We start from the raw sequence: 19,098 nt of genomic DNA, 5'->3' as shown, positions 1-19,098 counted from the left end.
GGCCTCAGTGAGGACATTCGGGGGCTTCCGGTGCTGGCGCGTTCCCTCGCGCAGCTGGCCATCGCGCTCGGGGTCTGCCTGGCGCTCCTGCCGGGAACGGGACTCGGTCCGTGGCTGAGCCTCGGCTTTGTCGTCTACGGGGTCCTCTTCCTGTCGAGCTTCATCAACGTCGCGAACTTCATGGACGGACTGAACGGAATCAGCGGGATGCACGGCGTGGTCGCCGGCATCACCTTCGCGCTGTCCGGGGTCCTGTCGGAGCTGCCCTGGCTGACGGCCGTCGGCGCGATCCTCGCGGCGGCCTTCGCCGGGTTCCTGCCCTGGAACCTGCTCGGCCGCGGGGTCTTCCTCGGCGACGTGGGCAGCTACCTGCTCGGGGGAGCCGTGGCCGCAACCTCGCTCGCCGCGCTGCTTGCCGGGGTGCCGGTGCTCGCGACGATTGCCCCGATGATCCTGTACTTCGGCGACAGCGCCACCACGCTGGTCAAGCGTACGCGGGCGGGGAAAAAATGGTACGAACCGCACAAGGAGCACGCGTACCAGCGAATCAACCAGACCGGGCTGAGCCACCTGGCGACGTCCTCGCTCGTGGCCGGGCTGACCGCGCTGGCCTGCGCCCTCGGGCTCGCCTCCTACGCCGTGCCCGTCTCGGGCTGGTGGCTCCTGCTCATCGGCGGCATCGCGCTGACGGCGATCTACCTGCGGATCCCGGCGATTCTGGAGCGACGCGCCGCCCGACGCTCGACCGGCGACGAGCGCAGCGCCTGAGGCGTCCCGACCCCCGCTCCGGGTGGGCGCGGACGGTCCCCGCTGCGCCGAAAATGTGGCGGTCGGGGCCCCAAAACCATTGACGGAATTGACGACACGCCCGGGTTGCATGAACCCCCTATTCTGTGACAGAATGTTCTAGTTCAGTACTTTTCCGCCGACGTGCGGAAAATCACTGCCAGGCAGTGCATAGCCGCCCGGAACGACGTACGCGTCGGCGCCGGGTTCGGGTTAGGCCGCGGGCAGCAGAACAACCCCCACTCCGCAGTGCTTTCCGCAGAATTCACGGCAACCGCAACGCATCTCAGGCAACTGAAGCGGGCGGCGGCCTGCTGCGCGCAGGCGCGGCGGAGGGTGTGTCGGAGCGGCCTCGGTCGGATCGGCGCGGGGGAGCCACGGGAAACCGGGCTTTGAAAGATGAACAGCGTTGCAGCGCCAGAAACGGTGTGAAGTGCTGAATACGCAAGACGTCCAATGCGGCCCCCGGGCCGTACGACGCAATCAGAAAGTGAGAGTCACACATGGCGGGACAGAAGATCCGCATCCGACTGAAGTCGTATGACCACGAGGTCATCGACCAGTCGGCCCGAAAGATCGTTGACACGGTCACCCGCGCGGGTGCCACCGTTATCGGTCCGGTGCCCCTCCCCACGGAGAAGAACGTGATCGCAGTGATCCGTTCGCCGCACAAGTACAAGGACAGCCGCGAGCACTTTGAGAAGCGCACGCACAAGCGCCTGATCGACATTGTCGACCCCAACCCGAAGACGGTCGAGTCGCTCATGCGCATCGACCTGCCTGCGGACGTCAACATCGAGATCAAGCTCTAAGGGAATCATGTCTACTGCTAAGACCACCAAAGGTCTGCTGGGCACGAAGCTTGGCATGACTCAGGTTTGGGACGCTGACAACAAGCTCGTCCCCGTAACCGTTATTGAAATCGCACCGAACGTGGTGACCCAGATCCGTACCGCTGAGGTCGACGGCTACAGCGCCGTGCAGATCGCCGCCGGTCAGATCGACCCTCGCAAGGTTGACCAGCCCACCGCTGGCCACTTCGCGAAGGCGGGCGTCACCCCGCGTCGTCACCTCACCGAGGTGCGCACCCCGGACGCTGCGGACTACTCCGCCGGCCAGGAGCTCACCATCGACGGGACCTTCGAGGCCGGCCAGCTGGTCGACGTCGTTGGCACGTCGAAGGGTAAGGGCTGGGCAGGTGTGATGAAGCGTCACAACTTCCAGGGTGTCTCCGCCTCGCACGGCGCGCACCGCAACCACCGCAAGCCCGGTTCCATCGGTGCCTCCGCGACCCCCGGTCGCGTGTTCAAGGGCAAGAAGATGGCCGGTCGCATGGGTGGCGAGCGCGTCACCGTGCAGAACCTCACGGTTCACGCCGTCGACGTCGAGAAGGGTGTCATCCTGGTCAAGGGTGCTGTCCCCGGCGCGCGCGGTCGTCTCGTTTTCGTCCGCAACGCAGTGAAGGGGGCGTAGTTCATGGCTACCGCAACCACGCTCAACGTCATTGACTCGAAGGGCAAGAAGACCGGCACGGTCGAGCTTCCCGCCGCGATCTTCGACGTGGAGACCAATGTTCCGCTGATCCACCAGGTCGTCGTCGCGCAGCTCGCTGCCGCACGCCAGGGGACGCACAAGACCAAGACCCGCGCAGAGGTTTCCGGCGCCGGTCGCAAGCCGTTCAAGCAGAAGGGCACCGGCCGCGCCCGTCAGGGTTCCATCCGTGCTCCTCAGATGACCGGCGGTGGCATCGTCCACGGTCCCGTGCCCCGCGACTACTCGCAGCGCACCCCCAAGAAGATGATCGCTGCGGCTCTCCGCGGCGTGCTGTCCGACCGGGCCCGCGGCGAGCGGGTGCACGTCATCGAGTCCCTCGGCCTCGGCGACACCCCCAACACGAAGGCGGCTCGCGCCGTTCTCGAGACGGTGGCACCGGGCAAGAAGACCCTCATCGTGCTCAACCGCGGCGACGAGCAGACCCTGCTCTCCGTGCGCAACGTTGAGGACGTACACGTCATTTTCTGGGACCAGCTCAACGCCTACGACGTTCTGGTGAGCGACGACCTCGTCTTCATCAAGGACGCCTTCGACGCGTTCGTGACGGGCCCCGCGGCCGGTAAGTCTGTCAAGGCTTCCGCCACCAGCAAGGAGGTCTCGGAGTAATGAGCCTGAACAAGAACCTGCACGACGTGGTCATCGCCCCCGTCGTCTCGGAGAAGAGCTACGCGCTCATCGACTCGAACGGGCAGTACACCTTCGAGGTGGCTCCCAACTCGAACAAGACGGAGATCAAGCTCGCCATCGAGCAGATCTTCAACGTGAAGGTCGCGTCGATCAACACGCTGAACCGCAAGGGCAAGACCCGTCGCACCAAGTTCGGCCTCGGCAAGCGCAAGGACACCAAGCGCGCGATCGTCACGCTGAAGTCCGGCTCCATCGACATCTTCACGGCTGCGCTGTAGGCCCGGGAAGCGAAGAGGAAATAGACAATGGCTATTCGTAAGTACAAGCCCACGACCCCGGGCCGTCGCGGCTCGAGCGTCGCTGACTTTGCCGAGATCACTCGTTCGACCCCGGAAAAGTCCCTGCTGCGTCCGCTGCCGAAGACCGGTGGCCGGAACAGCTCCGGTCGGATCACCGCCCGTCACATCGGTGGTGGCCACAAGCGCCAGTACCGCGTCATCGACTTCCGTCGCAATGACAAGGACGGCGTGAACGCCAAGGTCGCTCACATCGAGTACGACCCGAACCGGACCGCTCGCATCGCGCTCCTGCACTTCGCAGACGGCACGAAGCGCTACATCATCGCCCCGAACAAGCTGAACCAGGGCGACATCGTTGAGTCGGGTCCCGCCGCGGACATCAAGCCGGGCAACAACCTGCCGCTGAAGAACATCCCCACGGGTACCGTGATTCACGCGATCGAGCTGAAGCCGGGCGGCGGGGCCAAGATGGCCCGTTCCGCCGGTGCGTCGGTTCGCCTCGTGGCGAAGGACGGCCCCTACGCGCAGCTTCGTCTGCCGTCGGGTGAAATCCGCAACGTGGATGTGCGCTGCCGCGCAACGATCGGCGAGGTCGGCAACGCCGAGCAGTCGAACATCAACTGGGGTAAGGCCGGCCGTATGCGGTGGAAGGGCGTTCGCCCGACCGTCCGTGGTGTCGCCATGAACCCGGTTGACCACCCGCACGGTGGTGGTGAGGGCAAGACGAGTGGTGGTCGCCACCCCGTCAGCCCGTGGGGCCAGAAGGAAGGCCGCACCCGCCGTCCGAACAAGGAAAGCGACAAGCTCATCGTTCGCCGCCGTACCGTTGGCAAGAAGCGCTAGTAGGAGTTACAGAAGATGCCTCGTAGTCTCAAGAAGGGCCCCTTCGTTGACAACCACCTGCTGAAGAAGGTTGTTGTTCAGAACGAAGCCGGCACCAAGAACGTCATCAAGACCTGGTCGCGCCGTTCGATGATCATCCCCGCCATGCTGGGACACACCATCGCCGTGCACGACGGTCGCAAGCACATCCCCGTGTTCGTGAGCGAAACCATGGTTGGGCACAAGCTGGGCGAGTTCGCCCCGACGCGCACCTTCCGTGGTCACGTGAAGGACGACAAGAAGGGCCGTCGCCGCTAACGCGGGGACGTGAAGGAGGATAATTATGGTGGAGTCGATCGCACGCGTGCGTCACATCCGCATCACCCCCATGAAGGCTCGCCGCGTCGTCAACCTGGTTCGTGGGAAGAACGCCGAAGAGGCGCTCGCGATCCTGAAGTTCGCGCCGCAGGCAGCCTCTGAGGCCGTCTACAAGCTCGTTGCATCCGCTATGGCGAACGCACGAGTCAAGGCGGACGCCACGAACACCCGTCTCGACGAGGGCGAGCTGATCATCAGCAAGGCTTTCGTTGACGAGGGCGCGACGCTCAAGCGTTTCCGCCCCCGCGCACAGGGCCGCGCGTTCCGTATCAACAAGCGCACCAGCCACATCACGATCGTGCTCAGCACGGCCGATGAGCTGGCCGCTGCAAAGAAGGGAGCCAAGTAATGGGCCAGAAAGTAAACCCGTACGGCTTCCGCCTGGGGATCACCACCGACCACGTGTCGCGCTGGTTCTCCGACTCGAAGAAGCCGGGTCAGCGTTACGCCGACTACGTCGCCGAGGACATCAAGATCCGCGCCTACCTCACCAAGACGCTTGACCGCGCTGGTGTGTCGCGTATCGAGATCGAGCGCACCCGTGACCGGGTCCGCGTGGACATCCACACGGCCCGTCCCGGCATCGTCATCGGTCGCCGTGGCGCCGAGGCCGAGCGGATTCGCACCGACCTCGAGAAGCTCTCGGGCAAGCAGATCCAGCTGAACATCCTCGAGGTCAAGAACCCCGAGGCTGACGCTCAGCTCGTCGCCCAGGGCATCGCCGAGCAGCTCGCTGCTCGCGTCGCCTTCCGTCGCGCCATGCGCAAGGGCCTCCAGGGTGCCCAGCGCGCCGGCGCCAAGGGTGTCCGCATCCAGGTCTCCGGCCGTCTTGGCGGCGCCGAGATGAGCCGTTCCGAGTTCTACCGCGAGGGTCGCGTGCCGCTGCACACCCTTCGCGCGAACATCGACTACGGCTTCTACGAGGCGAAGACCACCTTCGGCCGCATCGGCGTGAAGGTCTGGATCTACAAGGGTGACATCACCAACAAGGAGCTCGCTCGCGAGCAGGCGAACCAGAAGTCGTCTCGTCCCGACCGCGGAGGGGACCGCCGTCGTGCGCCCCGCAACAACGCGCCCGAGGCTGCGACCGCTGCAGCAGGATCGGAGAAGTAACTATGCTGATTCCTCGTCGAGTCAAGTACCGCAAGCAGCACCACCCCGGCCGTTCGGGCCAGGCGACCGGTGGCACCAAGGTTCACTTCGGTGACTACGGTATCCAGGCGCTGACCCCGGCCTACGTGACGAACCGTCAGATCGAGTCCGCTCGTATCGCCATGACGCGTCACATCAAGCGTGGCGGCAAGGTGTGGATCAACATCTACCCCGACCGCCCGCTGACCAAGAAGCCCGCTGAAACCCGCATGGGTTCCGGTAAGGGTTCACCCGAGTGGTGGGTCGCCAACGTCAAGCCCGGTCGTGTCCTCTTCGAGGTCGCCGGTGTTGACGAGGAGCTCGCACGGGAGGCGCTCACCCGCGCCATCCACAAGCTTCCGCTGAAGGCTCGCATTATCAAGCGTGAGGAGGGCGACGCATAATGGCGATCGGCACCAAGGAACTGGCCATCACTGAACTGGACACCTTCGAGGACGAGCGCCTCGTAGAGGAGCTCCGCAAGGCGAAGGCAGAACTGTTCAACCTGCGATTCCAGTCCGCAACCGGCCAGCTCGAGAGCCACGGCCGCGTGCGACAGGTCAAGCGCGACATCGCTCGCATCTACACCGTGGTCCGCGAGCGCGAGCTCGGGATTCGCGCCACCCCGGCCCCGGTCGAGGCGGAGAAGAAGCCCGCGAAGAAGTCCACGAAGAAGGCTGCAGCTGACACCGCAGCCGAGACGAAGGAGGCCTAACCATGGCACAGGTCGAAAAGGAGACCGCTGGCCAGGAGACGGCCACCGAAGCTCGCGCGTACCGCAAGAGCCGCCGCGGCTACGTCGTCAGCGACAAGATGGACAAGACCATCGTCGTTGAGGTCGAGGACCGCGTGAAGCACCCGCTGTACGGCAAGGTCATGCGCCGCTCGTCCAAGGTCAAGGCCCACGACGCGGAGAACACCGCCGGCATCGGCGACCTCGTCCTCATCCACGAGACGCGTCCGCTGAGCGCCACCAAGCGGTGGCGCCTGGTCGAGATCCTCGAGAAGGCTAAGTAAGCGCATCGCGCTTACTTCGAAGAAGGAGTACTAAGTGATTCAGCAGGAATCCCGACTCAAGGTTGCCGACAACACCGGCGCCAAGGAGTTGCTCACGATTCGCGTTCTCGGCGGTTCCGGTCGTCGCTACGCGGGCCTCGGCGACACCATCGTTGCGACCGTCAAGGACGCAATCCCCGGTGGCAACGTCAAGAAGGGTGATGTCGTCAAGGCGGTCATCGTCCGCACCAAGAAGCAGGTCCGTCGTCCCGACGGGTCCTACATCAAGTTCGACGAGAACGCCGCCGTGATCCTGAAGACCGACGGGGAGCCCCGCGGCACCCGTATCTTCGGGCCCGTCGGCCGCGAGCTTCGCGACAAGAAGTTCATGAAGATCGTCTCGCTGGCACCGGAGGTAATCTAATCATGGCCAACAAGATCAAGAAGGGTGACCTCGTAGAGGTCATCTCGGGCCCCACGCAGGAGCGCGGCGGCTACCGTGGCAAGCAGGGTCGCGTGATCGAGGTGCTCACTGAGAGCAACCGCGTGATCGTGGAGGGCGTGAACTACGTCACCAAGCACGTCAAGGTGGGCCAGTCCGCTCGCGGCGCGAAGGAGGGCGGCATCGAGACTCACGAGGCTCCGATCCACGTCTCCAACGTCGCGGTTGTCGACCCCGAGTCGAAGAAGCCCACCCGCGTTGGGTTCCGTGTCGAAGAGGTAGAGAAGGACGGCGTCACCAAGACGGTCCGCGTTCGCTACGCAAAGAAGTCTGGGAAGGACCTCTGATGACCGCAGAGACTGCCGCGCCCGCTGGCAAAATCCAGCCGCGCCTGAAGCAGAAGTACCGTAACGAGATCGTTCCGGCGCTCGTCAAGGAGCACGAGTACACGAACATTCACCAGGTCCCCGGCCTCGTGAAGATCGTCGTGAACACCGGTGTCGGCGAGGCCGCCCGCGATGGCAAGATCATCGATGGCGCAATCGCTGACCTCACCAAGATCACCGGCCAGAAGCCGATGGTCACCAAGGCCCGCAAGTCGATCGCTCAGTTCAAGCTGCGCGACGGCCAGGCCATTGGTGCGCACGTCACCCTCCGTGGTGACCGCGCCTGGGAGTTCCTTGACCGTCTGCTGTCCCTCGCGCTGCCGCGTATCCGCGATTTCCGTGGTCTGTCGCCCAAGCAGTTCGACGGAAACGGCAACTACACCTTCGGTCTCCAGGAGCAGAGTGTGTTCCACGAGATCGATCAGGATAAGATCGATCGGGTGCGCGGTTTCGACATCACTGTCGTGACCACCGCCAAGACCGACGACGAGGGTCGCGCGCTGCTCAAGGCGCTCGGCTTCCCGTTCAAGTCCGAGGACAACAACTAAATAGCCATCATCGCGACGGCTGCGCGGGTGCTCGGGGGGAAACTCCCGGGCGCCCGCGTCATCGGCCAACCGGGCCAAAGCCGTCGCACCCCGTCAACTAGGTCGTGACCCGTGTCCGGGTGCACGAAACCAGTTGAGAAAGAAGTAATTGTTATGACAATGACAGATCCGGTCGCAGACCTGCTGACCAGACTGCGCAACGCCAACTCGGCGCACCACGACAGTGTCAACATCCCCGGCTCCAAGCTGAAGACGGGCATCGCCGACATTCTCAAGCGCGAGGGCTACATCGCCGACTGGAGCGTCGAAGACGCTCGCGTTGGCACCACGCTCACCCTGTCGCTCAAGTACGGTCCCAACCGTGAGCGCACGATCGTCGGCATCAAGCGTGTTTCCAAGCCCGGTCTCCGGGTGTACGCGCGCTCGACCGAGCTGCCCACCGTTCTCGGTGGCCTCGGCATCGCGATCCTGTCCACCTCCTCCGGTCTGCTGACCGACCGCGAGGCCGAGCAGAAGGGCGTTGGCGGGGAAGTCCTCGCTTACGTGTGGTAGTCACCCATGTCTCGTATTGGTAAGCTTCCCATCGCCGTTCCCGGCGGTGTCAACGTCACGGTTGCCGGTTCGTCCGTCACCGTCAAGGGCCCGAAGGGTGAGCTCGCGCTCACCGTCGCGTCCCCCATCCAGGTTGCCGTCGAGGAGGGCCAGGTCCTCGTGACCCGCCCCGACGACGAGCGTGAGTCGCGTGCCCTGCACGGCCTCACCCGCACCCTGATCTTCAACAACATCGTGGGCGTCACCGAGGGCTACGCAAAGCAGCTCGAGGTACACGGCACCGGGTACCGCGTCGTCGCCAAGGGTCAGAGCCTCGAGCTCGCGCTCGGCTTCTCGCACCCCGTCGTCGTCAACGCACCCGAGGGCATCACGCTCGAGGTTGAGGGCAACAACAAGATCACCGTTCGCGGGATCGACAAGCAGGCTGTCGGTGAGACCGCCGCGAACATCCGCAAGCTGAAGCGTCCCGAGCCCTACAAGGGCAAGGGTATCCGCTACGCGGGCGAGGTCGTTCGCCGCAAGGCTGGAAAGGCTGGTAAGTAACCATGGCCGTCGCAAAAACTCGTGCAAAGGGCCGTTCCGCGGCCCGCGTCCGTCGCCACACGCGTCTTCGCAAGAAGATCAACGGCACGGAGCTGCGCCCCCGTCTGGTCGTCACCCGTTCGGCACGTCACGTGTTCGTTCAGGTGATCGACGATGGCAAGGGCCTCACCCTCGCCTCCGCGTCGACGATGGAAGCCGATCTTCGTGCTTTCGACGGCGACAAGTCGGCCAAGTCTCGCCGCGTCGGCGAGCTGATTGCCGAGCGCGCCAAGAGCGCCGGCATCGAGTCCGTTGTGTTTGACCGTGGGGGAAGCAAGTACGCCGGTCGCGTCGCTGCTATCGCCGACGGTGCTCGCGAAGGTGGGCTGAACCTGTGAGCGATCAGAAGAAGGAGCAGGAAGTGACTGCAGAGGCCAAGGCTGCTGAGGCGCCTGCCACCGAGGCTCCGGCCACGGACGCCCCCGCCACGGACAACCGCAACGAGCCCCGCGAGGCTCGTCGTGGCAGCCGTGAGCGCAACCCGAACCGCGACCGCGGCAGCCGGGACGCCGACAAGAGCCAGTTCCTGGAGCGCGTCGTCACCATCAACCGCGTCTCCAAGGTCGTGAAGGGTGGTCGTCGCTTTAGCTTCACCGCCCTCGTGGTCGTCGGCGACGGCAACGGCATGGTCGGCGTTGGCTACGGCAAGGCCAAGGAAGTTCCCCTGGCGATCTCCAAGGGCGTCGAGGAGGCAAAGAAGAACTTCTTCCGCGTCCCCCGCGTCAAGAGCACCATCCCGCACCCCGTGCAGGGTGAGGCAGCGGCCGGTGTGGTCCTGCTTCGTCCCGCCGCCGCGGGTACCGGTGTCATCGCCGGTGGTCCCGTCCGCGCCGTACTCGAGTGCGCCGGGATCCACGACGTGCTCAGCAAGTCGCTGGGTTCCTCCAACACGCTCAACATCGTGCACGCCACGGTTGAGGCCCTGCAGCAGCTCGAGGAGCCCCGCTCCGTCGCAGCCCGCCGCGGTCTCGACTTTGACCGTGTCGCCCCGGCCCGCCACGTGCGCGCCGAGGCCGAGGCAGCGGCTGAGGCCGCGAAGGCAAAGGCAGGTGCGTAATGGCGAAGAACCTGAAGATTACGCAGACGAAGTCCGTCATCAGTGAGAAGCAGAACCAGCGCGACACGCTCCGCAGCCTGGGCCTCCGCAAGATCGGCGCCAGCGTCGTTCGCGAGGACAACGCCCAGAACCGCGGCTACGTTCGCACGGTTGCTCACCTGGTCAAGGTTGAGGAGATCGACTAATGGCTGAAGCAAAGAAGGCCAAGCAGGAAGAAAGCGCCCCCGAGGCGCGCGCCCAGGTGCTGAAGGTTCACCACCTTCGCCCCGCTCCGGGTGCCAAGAAGGCCAAGACCCGCGTTGGTCGTGGTGAGGCATCCAAGGGTAAGACCGCCGGTCGCGGTACCAAGGGCACCAAGGCCCGGTACCAGGTGCGGGTTGGCTTCGAGGGTGGGCAGATGCCGCTGCACATGCGCACCCCGAAGCTGCGCGGGTTCAAGAACCCGTTCCGCGTCGAGTACCAGGTCGTGAACCTGGCCAAGCTGGCCGAGCTGTACCCGAAGGGTGGCGACGTGACCGTCGCCGACCTCGTCGAGAAGGGTGCCGTTCGCAAGAACCAGCCCGTCAAGGTGCTCGGCGACGGCGACATCGCCGTCAAGCTGACCATCTCGGTCGACAAGGTCTCCGGCTCTGCTGAGCAGAAGATCGTCGCCGCAGGCGGGTCGATCAAGTAGTTCCCGAAAGGCCCGGATTCCGCGCCAAATCAGCACGCCGCAAGGTGTGTCACGATTTGGTTGCGGAATCCGGGCCTTTTTTTCGTTCGGGGCCAGAAAAGCCGTGTAGGCTCAGTTACTGGCCCGTGCCAATCGGTATTGGCGGCCAGTGACGTTGCACCCCGCAGGAGGCATGTTTGATTAGCGCAATCGGTCGGATTTTCCGGACCCCGGACCTGCGACGAAAGATCGGGTTTACCCTCGGCATCGTCGCGCTGTTCCGCCTGGGCTCGCACATTCCGTCCCCGTACGTGAACTTCGGCAACGTGCAGCTCTGCCTGGCCTCCCAGGAGTCCAGCAACGGCCTCTACGACATGATCAACCTGTTCAGCGGCGGGGCGCTCCTGCAGCTGTCCATCTTCGCGCTCGGGATCATGCCGTACATCACGGCCTCGATCATTACCCAGCTGCTGCGCGTGGTCATCCCGCACTTCGAGACCCTGCACAAGGAGGGTCAGGCCGGCCAGGCCAAGATCACGCAGTACACCCGCTACCTGACGATCGCGCTCGCCATCCTGCAGGCCACCACGCTCGTCACCGTGGCCAAGGTCGGGCAGCTCTTCGGCAACACCAGCATCGTGGCCTGCCGCAACCTCATCTCCCAGGAGTGGTACGCCGTCCTCATCATCATCATGACGATGACCGCCGGCACGAGCCTCATCATGTGGATGGGCGAGCTCATCACCGAGCGCGGCGTGGGCAACGGCATGTCCCTGCTCATCTTCACCTCGATCTCCGCCACCTTCCCCGGCGCCCTCTGGGCCATCAAGGAAGCCAACGGCTGGGGCATCTTCTTCTTCGTGCTCGCCATCGGCGTGATCACGATCGCGCTCGTCGTCTTCGTCGAGCAGTCGCAGCGGCGCATCCCCGTGCAATACGCCAAGCGTGTGGTGGGGCGGCGAACTTACGGCGGCAATAACACCTACATTCCGATCAAGGTCAACATGGCCGGTGTGGTGCCCGTCATCTTCGCGTCGTCGCTGCTGTACCTGCCGATGCTGCTCGTGCAGTTCAACCAGCCCGCGCCCGGCCAGGAGGTCAAGCCCTGGGTCGAGTGGATCTCGCTCAACCTGATGCAGGGCGACCAGCCGCTCTACATGCTCGTGTTCTTCCTGCTGATCATTGGCTTCACGTTCTTCTACGTCTCGATTACCTTCAACCCCGAAGAGGTCGCCGACAACATGAAGAAGTACGGCGGCTTCGTGCCCGGTATCCGCGCCGGCCGCCCGACCGCCGAGTACTTGAACTACGTGCTGACCCGGATCACCTTGCCCGGATCGATCTACCTCGGCCTCATCGCCATGATCCCGCTGATCGCGCTGTCCCTCTTCGGAGCGAACCAGAACTTCCCGTTCGGCGGCGCCTCCATCCTCATCATCGTGGGTGTTGGCCTCGAAACCGTGAAGCAGATCGACGCGCAGCTGCAGCAGCGCCACTATGAAGGACTCCTCAAATGAGCAACGCAACCCGCCTCCTGATCGTCGGCCCTCCCGGAGCGGGAAAGGGCACCCAGGCCACGATGCTGGCCGAGCGCTACGGCGTTCCGGCGATCTCCACCGGTGATATCTTCCGGGCCAACATCACGGGCGGCACGCCGCTCGGCCTGCAGGTGCAGGAAATCATCAACGCCGGAGAGCTCGTCCCCGACGAGCTGACCGACACGATCGTTGCCGACCGTATCGCGCAGGACGACGCGACCCCCGGCTTCCTGCTGGACGGCTACCCGCGCAACGTCAGCCAGGTGCAGGCCCTCGACGCGGAGCTCGCCAAGAGCGGCGCGAGCCTTGACGCCGTCGTGCTGCTCGAAGCCGACACCGACGAGGTCGTCGCCCGGCTCCTGAAGCGTGCCGAGGAGCAGGGGCGTGCGGATGACACCGAAGAGGTCATTCGTCACCGCCAGACCGTGTACACGGAGCAGACCGCGCCCCTGATCGAGCTGTTCGAGGAGCGCGGCATCCTGGTGCGCGTCGACGGCCTCGGCGGCATCGACGAGGTCGCCGAGCGCATCTCAGCGGCGCTGACCGCCAAGATCGGTCGCTAACGCACGTGTCTCTGCTGCGCCGCTCCATCTACAAATCGCCCGCCCAGCTCCGCCTGATGGTGGCGCCGGGGCTAGCAACGGCGGCCTCGCTCCGCGCCGCGAAGAACGCGGTGCGGGCCGGGGTCACCCCGCTTGAACTCGATCGGCTTGCGGAACAGGCGATCCTCGAGCTGGGCGGCCAGTCGAACTTCAAGCTCGTGCCCGGCTACCGGCACACGATCTGCGCCAACGTGAACGAGGACGTCGTGCACGGGATCCCGGGGGACCGCCCCCTGGCGCCCGGCGACATTATCTCGATCGACTCCGGCGCGATCATCAAGGGCTGGAACGGCGACTCCGCCGTCACCGTCGTGGTGCCGGACCCGAGCCGCCCGGAGCTCGTCGCCGAGCGCGAGGAGCTGAGCCGGGTCACCGAGCAGGGGATGTGGCGCGGGATCGCACAGCTCGCACAGGCGAAGCACCTCAACGAGGTCGGCGCCGCGATTCAGGAGTACATCCTCGCGCAGGGCCCCTACGGCATTCTCGAGGACTACATCGGGCACGGCATCGGCCGGAGCATGCACGAGGAACCGCCCGTGTTTAACTATCGGGTTCCCCGCAAGGGGCCCGAGGTGAAACCCGGACTCGTGGTCGCGATCGAGCCCATGGTCACGACCGGGGGCATTGAGACCTTCACCCGCGAGGACGACTGGACGGTTGCGACCGTCGATGGCAGTATGAGCGCCCAGTGGGAGCACTCGGTCGCAGTGCACCAGGGAGGCATCTGGGTGCTCACCGCCGAGGACGGCGGCGCCGCTGGGCTTGCGCCCTTCGGAATCACGCCGGTACCCATTGCCTAAGCGTCACCACTGAGAGACCGACCACCCGTGATCAACGGGCACGCGCAGAGGGAGCCAGGATGTCAGATCACCCGAGCGAACAGCCGAGCAGTACCGGCGCCGAGCGGAGCGTGCGGCCGAAACGCCCCTGGCTCCCGAGGAAGCACCTCATCGGACTGGGCGCGGTCGCCGTCTTCATCGTCGGGTCGCTGTCCTGGACCGGAATCGCCCTGGCCCGGGGCTGGGATCCTGAGCAGTTCCAGGCGGCCCGTGATCTCCTCGAACAGCAGGCAGAGTCGAACGTCGACGAGGGGCACATCTTTGACCGGATGAGCCAGGCCATGCTCGACGGCGATCGCGAGGCCTTCGTCTCCTTCGGCGAGGGAGACGCCCGCGACCAGCTCGCGAAGATCTGGGACGGCACCAAGGCCATCGGCTGGACGGTCGGGAGTGCGGAGCAGACCTACAACGGTCTGTACCCGAGTGAGGACGACGTTCGCGAACCCCTTCCTGAGGGCGAGGACCTGTTCACCTACCCGGATCCCGTCGGCGTTGATTTCGCCTTCGACCTTGGTTTCACCGCGACGCAGGCCGACACCGTGTACCCGGATCTCAGCGAAGAGGAATACGACGAAGCGTTGGCCAATGATGATCCCGCGCTCGAGGGTGAGGTGAAAAACTTCATCATGACCCAGCAGTTCCGCTACGCGATCACCGTGACCGGGGACTACACCGGAGACACGATGCGCATTACCAGCCTGGAACCACTGGCTGCCCAGCCCTGGGACCACCCGGACGGGGTGGCCGTCGAGAAGCGAGACAACGCCGTGATCTACGGCTTCGCCGCGGACCGGGCCGCCGTCGAGGCCGCCGCTGACGACGTGCAGACCGCGGCGCTCGCGGTGCTTGAGGACCAGGGCGGGATGTTCCCGCGCGTCTCACACCCGGGCTTTCCGGTCTTCCTGACCACGGACAACGAGCGCTTCCGGACCGCGGCCTACGGGGGAGTGCCCGGGGCTCTGGAGTCCCAGACCGGCACCGAAGCCGGCCTGGCGAAGACCTTCCGAGGAGCCAACATGAACTGGCACACCCGCGACGAAGCTCAGCTCTATGACGGGCTTGGCGTCAGCGGGGTGCTGCTCATGCTGAACCAGAGCACCGATGATCCCGTGCTCCGGACCAGCGTCCACGAGATGACCCACGCCCTGCACAACACGGGCCAGGACGGCAGCTGGAGCAACTTCGTCGGGGAGGGCAGCGCGGAGCGAATGGTCGGCGTCGAGGGCTACGCGACCGCGGTCGAGGATAAGCTCGTGGCACCGATCGACGGACTGAACAAGACGATGGCCCCGGACATCCGGTCCGCAATCAACGAGGCCAGTGACCCGGGCCAGCTCGTGTCCGCGGAGGCCTTCGCGAACCCCGAGACGGTGCACCGCGCGTACGCGGTGGCGGGAAACTACATGACGTTCCTCGCGACGTCTGACATCGACACCTTTGCGAATGAGATCGTCAACGGCAACTACGAGATGATGCCCTTCGTGCTGTGGGCGGAAGGCTTGCGCAGCACCAACGGCGCTGAGCTCGGCATCATGGCCTGGAAACAGTGGAACGTGGAGGGACTGTAGCGATGGAACCGAATCTCCCCCCGCAACAGCCTGGCTTCCCCCCGCACGGCGACGTGCCGAGCAGCCCCGGCTCGCTCCCCCCTGCTCCGCCGTACCAGGGAGCGGGACAGCCGGCGGCGGGCTATCCGTACACGGCGGCTCAGCCACCGTTTCCCAGTGGCCCCAGCCCCTACCCCGGAGGACTGGGTCAGCCGGCGCCCAAGACCAACACCCTGGCGATCGTCGCCTTCGTGCTCTCCTTCTTCACCGGCTTTGTCGCGGTGCTGCTCGGGGTGATCGCGCTGCGCCAAAACTGGGTCCGTGCTCTCCCCGGAAACGGCTTCGCCTGGGCCGGGATCATCATTGGTGCGATCGGGGGAGTCGTCGGCAGCATCATCCTGATGGTCACCGTCTGGATTGTGATGGCGGGATCGGCCGGCGGCTGACCGGCTGGCCGGCCCCTTCGTCAAGGCGACGCGCCCGAGGGGCAGACAATAGCCAAAATGCGTGATAAACTTTCCGCTTGGTGTGTGCTGTTGTTGACGGCACCCATTCTGCATGACCAGCATCCATCCACCAACAAGCGATAGTGAGTTATGGCCAAAAAAGACGGCGTTATCGAGATTGAGGGCACGGTTGTCGAAGCCCTGCCCAACGCGATGTTCCGCGTTGAGCTGACGAACGGGCACAAAGTGCTCGCTCACATCTCGGGAAAGATGCGCCAGCACTACATCCGCATCCTCCCCGAGGACCGTGTGATCGTGGAGCTGACGCCCTACGACCTGACCCGCGGCCGGATCGTCTACCGCTACAAGTAGAGGGACGCTGTAAGTAACGGCCCGGGGCACACCCCGGGTACGAGGACAGCAATCAAGAAGGAACCATCATGAAGGTCAAGCCCAGTGTCAAGAAGATCTGCGACAAGTGCAAGGTCATCCGTCGGCACGGACGCGTCATGGTGATCTGCGAGAACCCGCGCCACAAGCAGCGCCAGGGCTAATCGAGCGGGGCCACGGCCCCGTGGATTACCGCATTACCCGCTTCAACACGAAGCAACCGTGTCACCAGAACCCGCTCCGGCGGGGGATACCTCGGGTCGGAGGCCCGAGCATCGGTGACGCGCCACACCTCCACCAGCACAAGGAGAAGCCAGCATGGCACGTCTCGCAGGAGTAGACATCCCGCGCGAAAAGCGCGTGGAAATCGCACTTACGTACATCTACGGCGTCGGCCGCACGAGCGCCCTCAAGGCCCTCGCCGACACGTCGATCGACGGCAACATTCGGGTCCGCGACCTGAGCGACGAGCAGCTCGTCGCGCTTCGCGACTACATCGAGCAGAACTTCAAGGTTGAGGGTGACCTCCGTCGCGAGGTTGCCGGCGACATCCGCCGCAAGGTTGAGATCGGCAGCTACCAGGGTATTCGTCACCGCAAGGGCATGCCCGTCCACGGCCAGCGCACCAAGACCAACGCTCGTACCCGCAAGGGTCCGAAGCGCACGGTCGCCGGTAAGAAGAAGAAGTAGTAGCCGCACGTCCCTGCCCGGGACACGGAAACGCCAAAAAGTTTTAGGAGAAAAACATGGCTGCACCTAAGTCGGCTGCTCGTAAGCCGCGTCGTAAGGACAAAAAGAACATCCTCGTGGGCCAGGCCCACATCAAGTCGACCTTCAACAACACCATCGTGTCCATCACCGACACGACCGGTGCCGTGATCAGCTGGGCCTCCTCCGGTGGCGTCGGCTTCAAGGGCTCGCGCAAGTCGACCCCCTACGCCGCGCAGCTGGCCGCCGAGTCGGCCGCTCGCCAGGCGCAGGAGCACGGGATGAAGAAGGTTGACGTCTTCGTCAAGGGACCGGGCTCCGGTCGCGAGACGGCGATTCGTTCGCTGCAGGCCGCCGGTCTCGAGGTGGGGTCCATCAACGACGTCACCCCGCAGACCCACAACGGCTGCCGCCCGCCCAAGCGCCGTCGCGTCTAAATCGCATTTCCTTGGAGTGCGGGGCGAAAGCCCCGCACCCCGCATTCCTGATCGACCACATCATCGCAAGAGTCATATAGCGGACCCTTTGCCGAAAGGAAATCAATAGTGCTCATTGCACAGCGACCCACTCTGACCGAAGAGAACATCTCTGAGTACCGCTCGCGCTTCGTCATCGAGCCGCTCGAGCCCGGCTTCGGGTACACGCTGGGGAACTCCCTGCGCCGCACCCTGCTGTCGTCCATCCCCGGGGCCGCTGTCACCAGCGTTCGCTTCGAGGGCGTTTCGCACGAGTTCACGACGATTCCCGGTGTGACCGAGGACGTCACCGAGATCATCCTGAACATCAAGGACCTCGTGGTCTCGAGCGAGCACGACGAGCCGATCACCGCGTACCTGCGCAAGACGGGTGCCGGCGAGGTCACCGCAGCGGACATCTCGGCTCCGGCCGGGGTCGAGGTGCACAACCCCGAGCTCGTGATCGCCACCCTGAACGACAAGGCTCAGTTCGAGCTGGAGCTGACGATCGAGCGTGGCCGCGGCTACGTCTCGGCCGCGCAGAACCGGAACGAGGACGCCGAGGTCGGCCGCATCCCGGTCGACTCGATCTACTCGCCCGTGCTCAAGGTGACCTACCGCGTTGAGGCAACCCGTGCCGGTGAGCGCACCGACTTCGACCGCCTCGTCGTCGATGTGGAGACCAAGTCTGCGATCAGCCCCCGCGACGCCATCGCGTCCGCCGGTTCCACCCTGGTGGAGCTGTTCGGTCTGGCCCGCGAGCTCAACACCGCCGCTGAGGGCGTCGAGATCGGCCCCGCGCCGGTCGACGTCGTTGCCGGCAACGAGCTCGCTGTTCCGATCGAGGACCTTGACCTCTCCGTGCGCAGCTACAACTGCCTGAAGCGCGAGGGGATCAACACCGTCAGCGAGCTGGTCGCCCTCTCCGAGGCCCAGCTCATGAACATCCGTAACTTCGGTCAGAAGTCGGTGTTCGAGGTGCGCGACAAGCTCGAGGAAATGGGCCTGGCCCTGAAGGACGCCGTGCCCGGTTTCGACGGCGCTGCGTTCTACACCTACGAAGAAGACAACAACTAGCATCGGCTAGTTCGCTCGGCCCCGGCCGAACGAGAATAACTCTGGAGAATTACTATGCCTCAGCCCAGCAAGGGACCCCGCCTCGGAGGCGGTGCCGCACACGAGCGTCTCATGCTCGCGAACATGACCTCGCAGCTCATCGAGCACAAGCGGATTCAGACCACCGAGCACAAGGCCAAGCGCCTGCAGCCGTTCGCCGAGCGGATCGTGACCTTCGCCAAGCGCGGTGACATCGCGTCGCGTCGTCGCGTGCTCGCGAAGAACATCGACAAGAACGTCGTGCACGAGCTCTTCACCGAGATCGCGCCGCTCGTCGAGAACCGCGAGGGTGGCTACACCCGCATCATCAAGACCGGCTTCCGCAAGGGCGACAACGCCCCCATGGCCATCATTGAGCTCGTTCTCGAGCCCGTGAACCCGAAGCCCAAGAAGGCCAAGAAGGTTGAGGAGGCGCCCGTCGCCGAGGCAGCCCCCGAGGTCGTCGAAGAGGTTGCCGCCGAGGACGCTCCCGTCGAGGAGACCGCCGAGGTTGCAGCCGAGGAGACCGAGGCGAAGTAACTCGCCCCGTCCGCTTCGGACTGCAACGCCCCGCACACTTCGGTGTGCGGGGCGTTGTGCGTTCCTGGGGGCGACGCGGTGCGGGGCGAGCGATGACCGGCAGGCGGCGTCCTGGGCGGTGCGGGG

32 protein-coding genes are annotated in these 19,098 nt (G+C 64.9%); all 32 read left to right on the top strand.

The genetic code is table 11. From position 1 onward, the window contains the following. The coding region (locus OOT08_RS06685) for a UDP-phosphate alpha-N-acetyl-D-fucosaminephosphotransferase (protein ID WP_325091823.1) at positions 1-768 on the top strand (768 nt) is incomplete at its 5' end. A 521-nt stretch (positions 769-1,289) separates the two neighbouring features. Further along, positions 1,290-1,598, top strand: coding sequence for a 30S ribosomal protein S10 (rpsJ, locus tag OOT08_RS06680; RefSeq protein ID WP_325091822.1), 309 nt, complete (start codon positions 1,290-1,292; stop codon positions 1,596-1,598). Between the two features lie 7 nt (positions 1,599-1,605). Beyond that, on the top strand, positions 1,606-2,259 hold the full coding sequence (gene rplC, locus OOT08_RS06675; RefSeq protein ID WP_325091821.1) for a 50S ribosomal protein L3: 654 nt from the start codon (positions 1,606-1,608) through the stop codon (positions 2,257-2,259). Between the two features lie 3 nt (positions 2,260-2,262). Then, entirely contained in the window at positions 2,263-2,946 is a 684-nt protein-coding gene (rplD, locus tag OOT08_RS06670; RefSeq protein ID WP_325091820.1) for a 50S ribosomal protein L4, read from the top strand. Beyond that, positions 2,946-3,245, top strand: a complete 300-nt coding sequence (rplW, locus tag OOT08_RS06665) for a 50S ribosomal protein L23 (RefSeq protein WP_325091818.1) — start codon at positions 2,946-2,948, stop codon at positions 3,243-3,245. Before rplD ends, rplW begins: the two co-directional genes overlap by 1 nt. Positions 3,246-3,272: 27 nt before the next feature. After that, positions 3,273-4,109, top strand: coding sequence for a 50S ribosomal protein L2 (rplB, locus tag OOT08_RS06660; RefSeq protein ID WP_325091817.1), 837 nt, complete (start codon positions 3,273-3,275; stop codon positions 4,107-4,109). Positions 4,110-4,124: 15 nt separating this feature from the next. Next, positions 4,125-4,406, top strand: a complete 282-nt coding sequence (gene rpsS, locus OOT08_RS06655; RefSeq protein ID WP_325091816.1) for a 30S ribosomal protein S19 — start codon at positions 4,125-4,127, stop codon at positions 4,404-4,406. Between the two features lie 25 nt (positions 4,407-4,431). Then, positions 4,432-4,815, top strand: a complete 384-nt coding sequence (rplV, locus tag OOT08_RS06650; RefSeq protein WP_325091815.1) for a 50S ribosomal protein L22 — start codon at positions 4,432-4,434, stop codon at positions 4,813-4,815. Next, positions 4,815-5,579, top strand: coding sequence for a 30S ribosomal protein S3 (gene rpsC / locus OOT08_RS06645; protein ID WP_325091814.1), 765 nt, complete (start codon positions 4,815-4,817; stop codon positions 5,577-5,579). The genes rplV and rpsC overlap by 1 nt, the downstream gene beginning before the upstream one ends. A 2-nt stretch (positions 5,580-5,581) precedes the next feature. After that, complete coding sequence (gene rplP, locus OOT08_RS06640; protein ID WP_325091813.1) at positions 5,582-6,001, top strand: 50S ribosomal protein L16; 420 nt, start codon at positions 5,582-5,584, stop codon at positions 5,999-6,001. Beyond that, positions 6,001-6,312: a 50S ribosomal protein L29 gene (rpmC, locus tag OOT08_RS06635; RefSeq protein ID WP_325091812.1), complete on the top strand. Its 312-nt coding sequence runs from the start codon at positions 6,001-6,003 to the stop codon at positions 6,310-6,312. The genes rplP and rpmC overlap by 1 nt, the downstream gene beginning before the upstream one ends. Before the next feature lie 2 nt (positions 6,313-6,314). Beyond that, complete coding sequence (rpsQ, locus tag OOT08_RS06630; protein ID WP_325091810.1) at positions 6,315-6,614, top strand: 30S ribosomal protein S17; 300 nt, start codon at positions 6,315-6,317, stop codon at positions 6,612-6,614. 34 nt (positions 6,615-6,648) lie between these two features. Then, complete coding sequence (gene rplN, locus OOT08_RS06625; protein ID WP_325091809.1) at positions 6,649-7,017, top strand: 50S ribosomal protein L14; 369 nt, start codon at positions 6,649-6,651, stop codon at positions 7,015-7,017. Between the two features lie 2 nt (positions 7,018-7,019). Next, entirely contained in the window at positions 7,020-7,382 is a 363-nt protein-coding gene (rplX, locus tag OOT08_RS06620; RefSeq protein WP_325091808.1) for a 50S ribosomal protein L24, read from the top strand. Further along, positions 7,382-7,969: a 50S ribosomal protein L5 gene (rplE, locus tag OOT08_RS06615; RefSeq protein WP_325091807.1), complete on the top strand. Its 588-nt coding sequence runs from the start codon at positions 7,382-7,384 to the stop codon at positions 7,967-7,969. Before rplX ends, rplE begins: the two co-directional genes overlap by 1 nt. Before the next feature lie 153 nt (positions 7,970-8,122). After that, a complete protein-coding gene (rpsH, locus tag OOT08_RS06610) occupies positions 8,123-8,521 on the top strand; it encodes a 30S ribosomal protein S8 (protein WP_325091806.1) in 399 nt (132 codons plus the stop codon). 6 nt (positions 8,522-8,527) lie between these two features. Beyond that, a complete protein-coding gene (gene rplF, locus OOT08_RS06605; RefSeq protein ID WP_325091805.1) occupies positions 8,528-9,064 on the top strand; it encodes a 50S ribosomal protein L6 in 537 nt (178 codons plus the stop codon). Between the two features lie 2 nt (positions 9,065-9,066). After that, positions 9,067-9,441: a 50S ribosomal protein L18 gene (gene rplR / locus OOT08_RS06600; RefSeq protein WP_325091804.1), complete on the top strand. Its 375-nt coding sequence runs from the start codon at positions 9,067-9,069 to the stop codon at positions 9,439-9,441. 23 nt (positions 9,442-9,464) lie between these two features. Next, entirely contained in the window at positions 9,465-10,160 is a 696-nt protein-coding gene (gene rpsE / locus OOT08_RS06595; RefSeq protein WP_325091803.1) for a 30S ribosomal protein S5, read from the top strand. Beyond that, a complete protein-coding gene (rpmD, locus tag OOT08_RS06590; RefSeq protein WP_325091802.1) occupies positions 10,160-10,345 on the top strand; it encodes a 50S ribosomal protein L30 in 186 nt (61 codons plus the stop codon). The genes rpsE and rpmD overlap by 1 nt, the downstream gene beginning before the upstream one ends. Beyond that, the gene (gene rplO / locus OOT08_RS06585; protein ID WP_325091801.1) at positions 10,345-10,833 is read left to right on the top strand and encodes a 50S ribosomal protein L15; all 489 of its coding nucleotides are present in this window, start codon (positions 10,345-10,347) and stop codon (positions 10,831-10,833) included. The genes rpmD and rplO overlap by 1 nt, the downstream gene beginning before the upstream one ends. Before the next feature lie 176 nt (positions 10,834-11,009). Then, positions 11,010-12,329 (top strand): preprotein translocase subunit SecY, encoded by a 1,320-nt coding sequence (gene secY, locus OOT08_RS06580; RefSeq protein WP_325091800.1) that lies wholly within the window; start codon positions 11,010-11,012, stop codon positions 12,327-12,329. After that, on the top strand, positions 12,326-12,913 hold the full coding sequence (locus OOT08_RS06575; protein WP_325091799.1) for an adenylate kinase: 588 nt from the start codon (positions 12,326-12,328) through the stop codon (positions 12,911-12,913). The genes secY and OOT08_RS06575 overlap by 4 nt, the downstream gene beginning before the upstream one ends. A gap of 11 nt (positions 12,914-12,924) precedes the next feature. Next, the gene (gene map / locus OOT08_RS06570) at positions 12,925-13,752 is read left to right on the top strand and encodes a type I methionyl aminopeptidase (protein ID WP_442916204.1); all 828 of its coding nucleotides are present in this window, start codon (positions 12,925-12,927) and stop codon (positions 13,750-13,752) included. Between the two features lie 59 nt (positions 13,753-13,811). After that, a complete protein-coding gene (locus OOT08_RS06565) occupies positions 13,812-15,359 on the top strand; it encodes a hypothetical protein (RefSeq protein ID WP_325091797.1) in 1,548 nt (515 codons plus the stop codon). 230 nt (positions 15,360-15,589) lie between these two features. Next, a complete protein-coding gene (locus tag OOT08_RS06560; RefSeq protein ID WP_325091795.1) occupies positions 15,590-15,784 on the top strand; it encodes a hypothetical protein in 195 nt (64 codons plus the stop codon). A 150-nt stretch (positions 15,785-15,934) separates the two neighbouring features. Beyond that, entirely contained in the window at positions 15,935-16,156 is a 222-nt protein-coding gene (infA, locus tag OOT08_RS06555; protein ID WP_325091793.1) for a translation initiation factor IF-1, read from the top strand. 68 nt (positions 16,157-16,224) lie between these two features. Further along, a complete protein-coding gene (gene rpmJ / locus OOT08_RS06550; protein ID WP_009199219.1) occupies positions 16,225-16,338 on the top strand; it encodes a 50S ribosomal protein L36 in 114 nt (37 codons plus the stop codon). Between the two features lie 154 nt (positions 16,339-16,492). Further along, on the top strand, positions 16,493-16,864 hold the full coding sequence (rpsM, locus tag OOT08_RS06545; protein ID WP_325091792.1) for a 30S ribosomal protein S13: 372 nt from the start codon (positions 16,493-16,495) through the stop codon (positions 16,862-16,864). Between the two features lie 56 nt (positions 16,865-16,920). Further along, positions 16,921-17,319, top strand: a complete 399-nt coding sequence (gene rpsK, locus OOT08_RS06540) for a 30S ribosomal protein S11 (protein ID WP_325091790.1) — start codon at positions 16,921-16,923, stop codon at positions 17,317-17,319. Positions 17,320-17,427: 108 nt separating this feature from the next. After that, positions 17,428-18,414, top strand: coding sequence for a DNA-directed RNA polymerase subunit alpha (locus OOT08_RS06535; protein WP_325091789.1), 987 nt, complete (start codon positions 17,428-17,430; stop codon positions 18,412-18,414). Between the two features lie 54 nt (positions 18,415-18,468). Beyond that, the gene (gene rplQ / locus OOT08_RS06530; protein ID WP_325091788.1) at positions 18,469-18,972 is read left to right on the top strand and encodes a 50S ribosomal protein L17; all 504 of its coding nucleotides are present in this window, start codon (positions 18,469-18,471) and stop codon (positions 18,970-18,972) included. Positions 18,973-19,098 lie beyond the last annotated feature (126 nt).

Origin of the sequence: Leucobacter sp. M11 (assembly GCF_035726885.1) — a bacterium.
Classification (GTDB): Bacteria; Actinomycetota; Actinomycetes; order Actinomycetales; family Microbacteriaceae; genus JAPFRB01.
The sequence above is the reverse complement of the archived record's forward strand: the minus strand, read 5'-3'. Positions and strand labels throughout refer to the sequence as shown.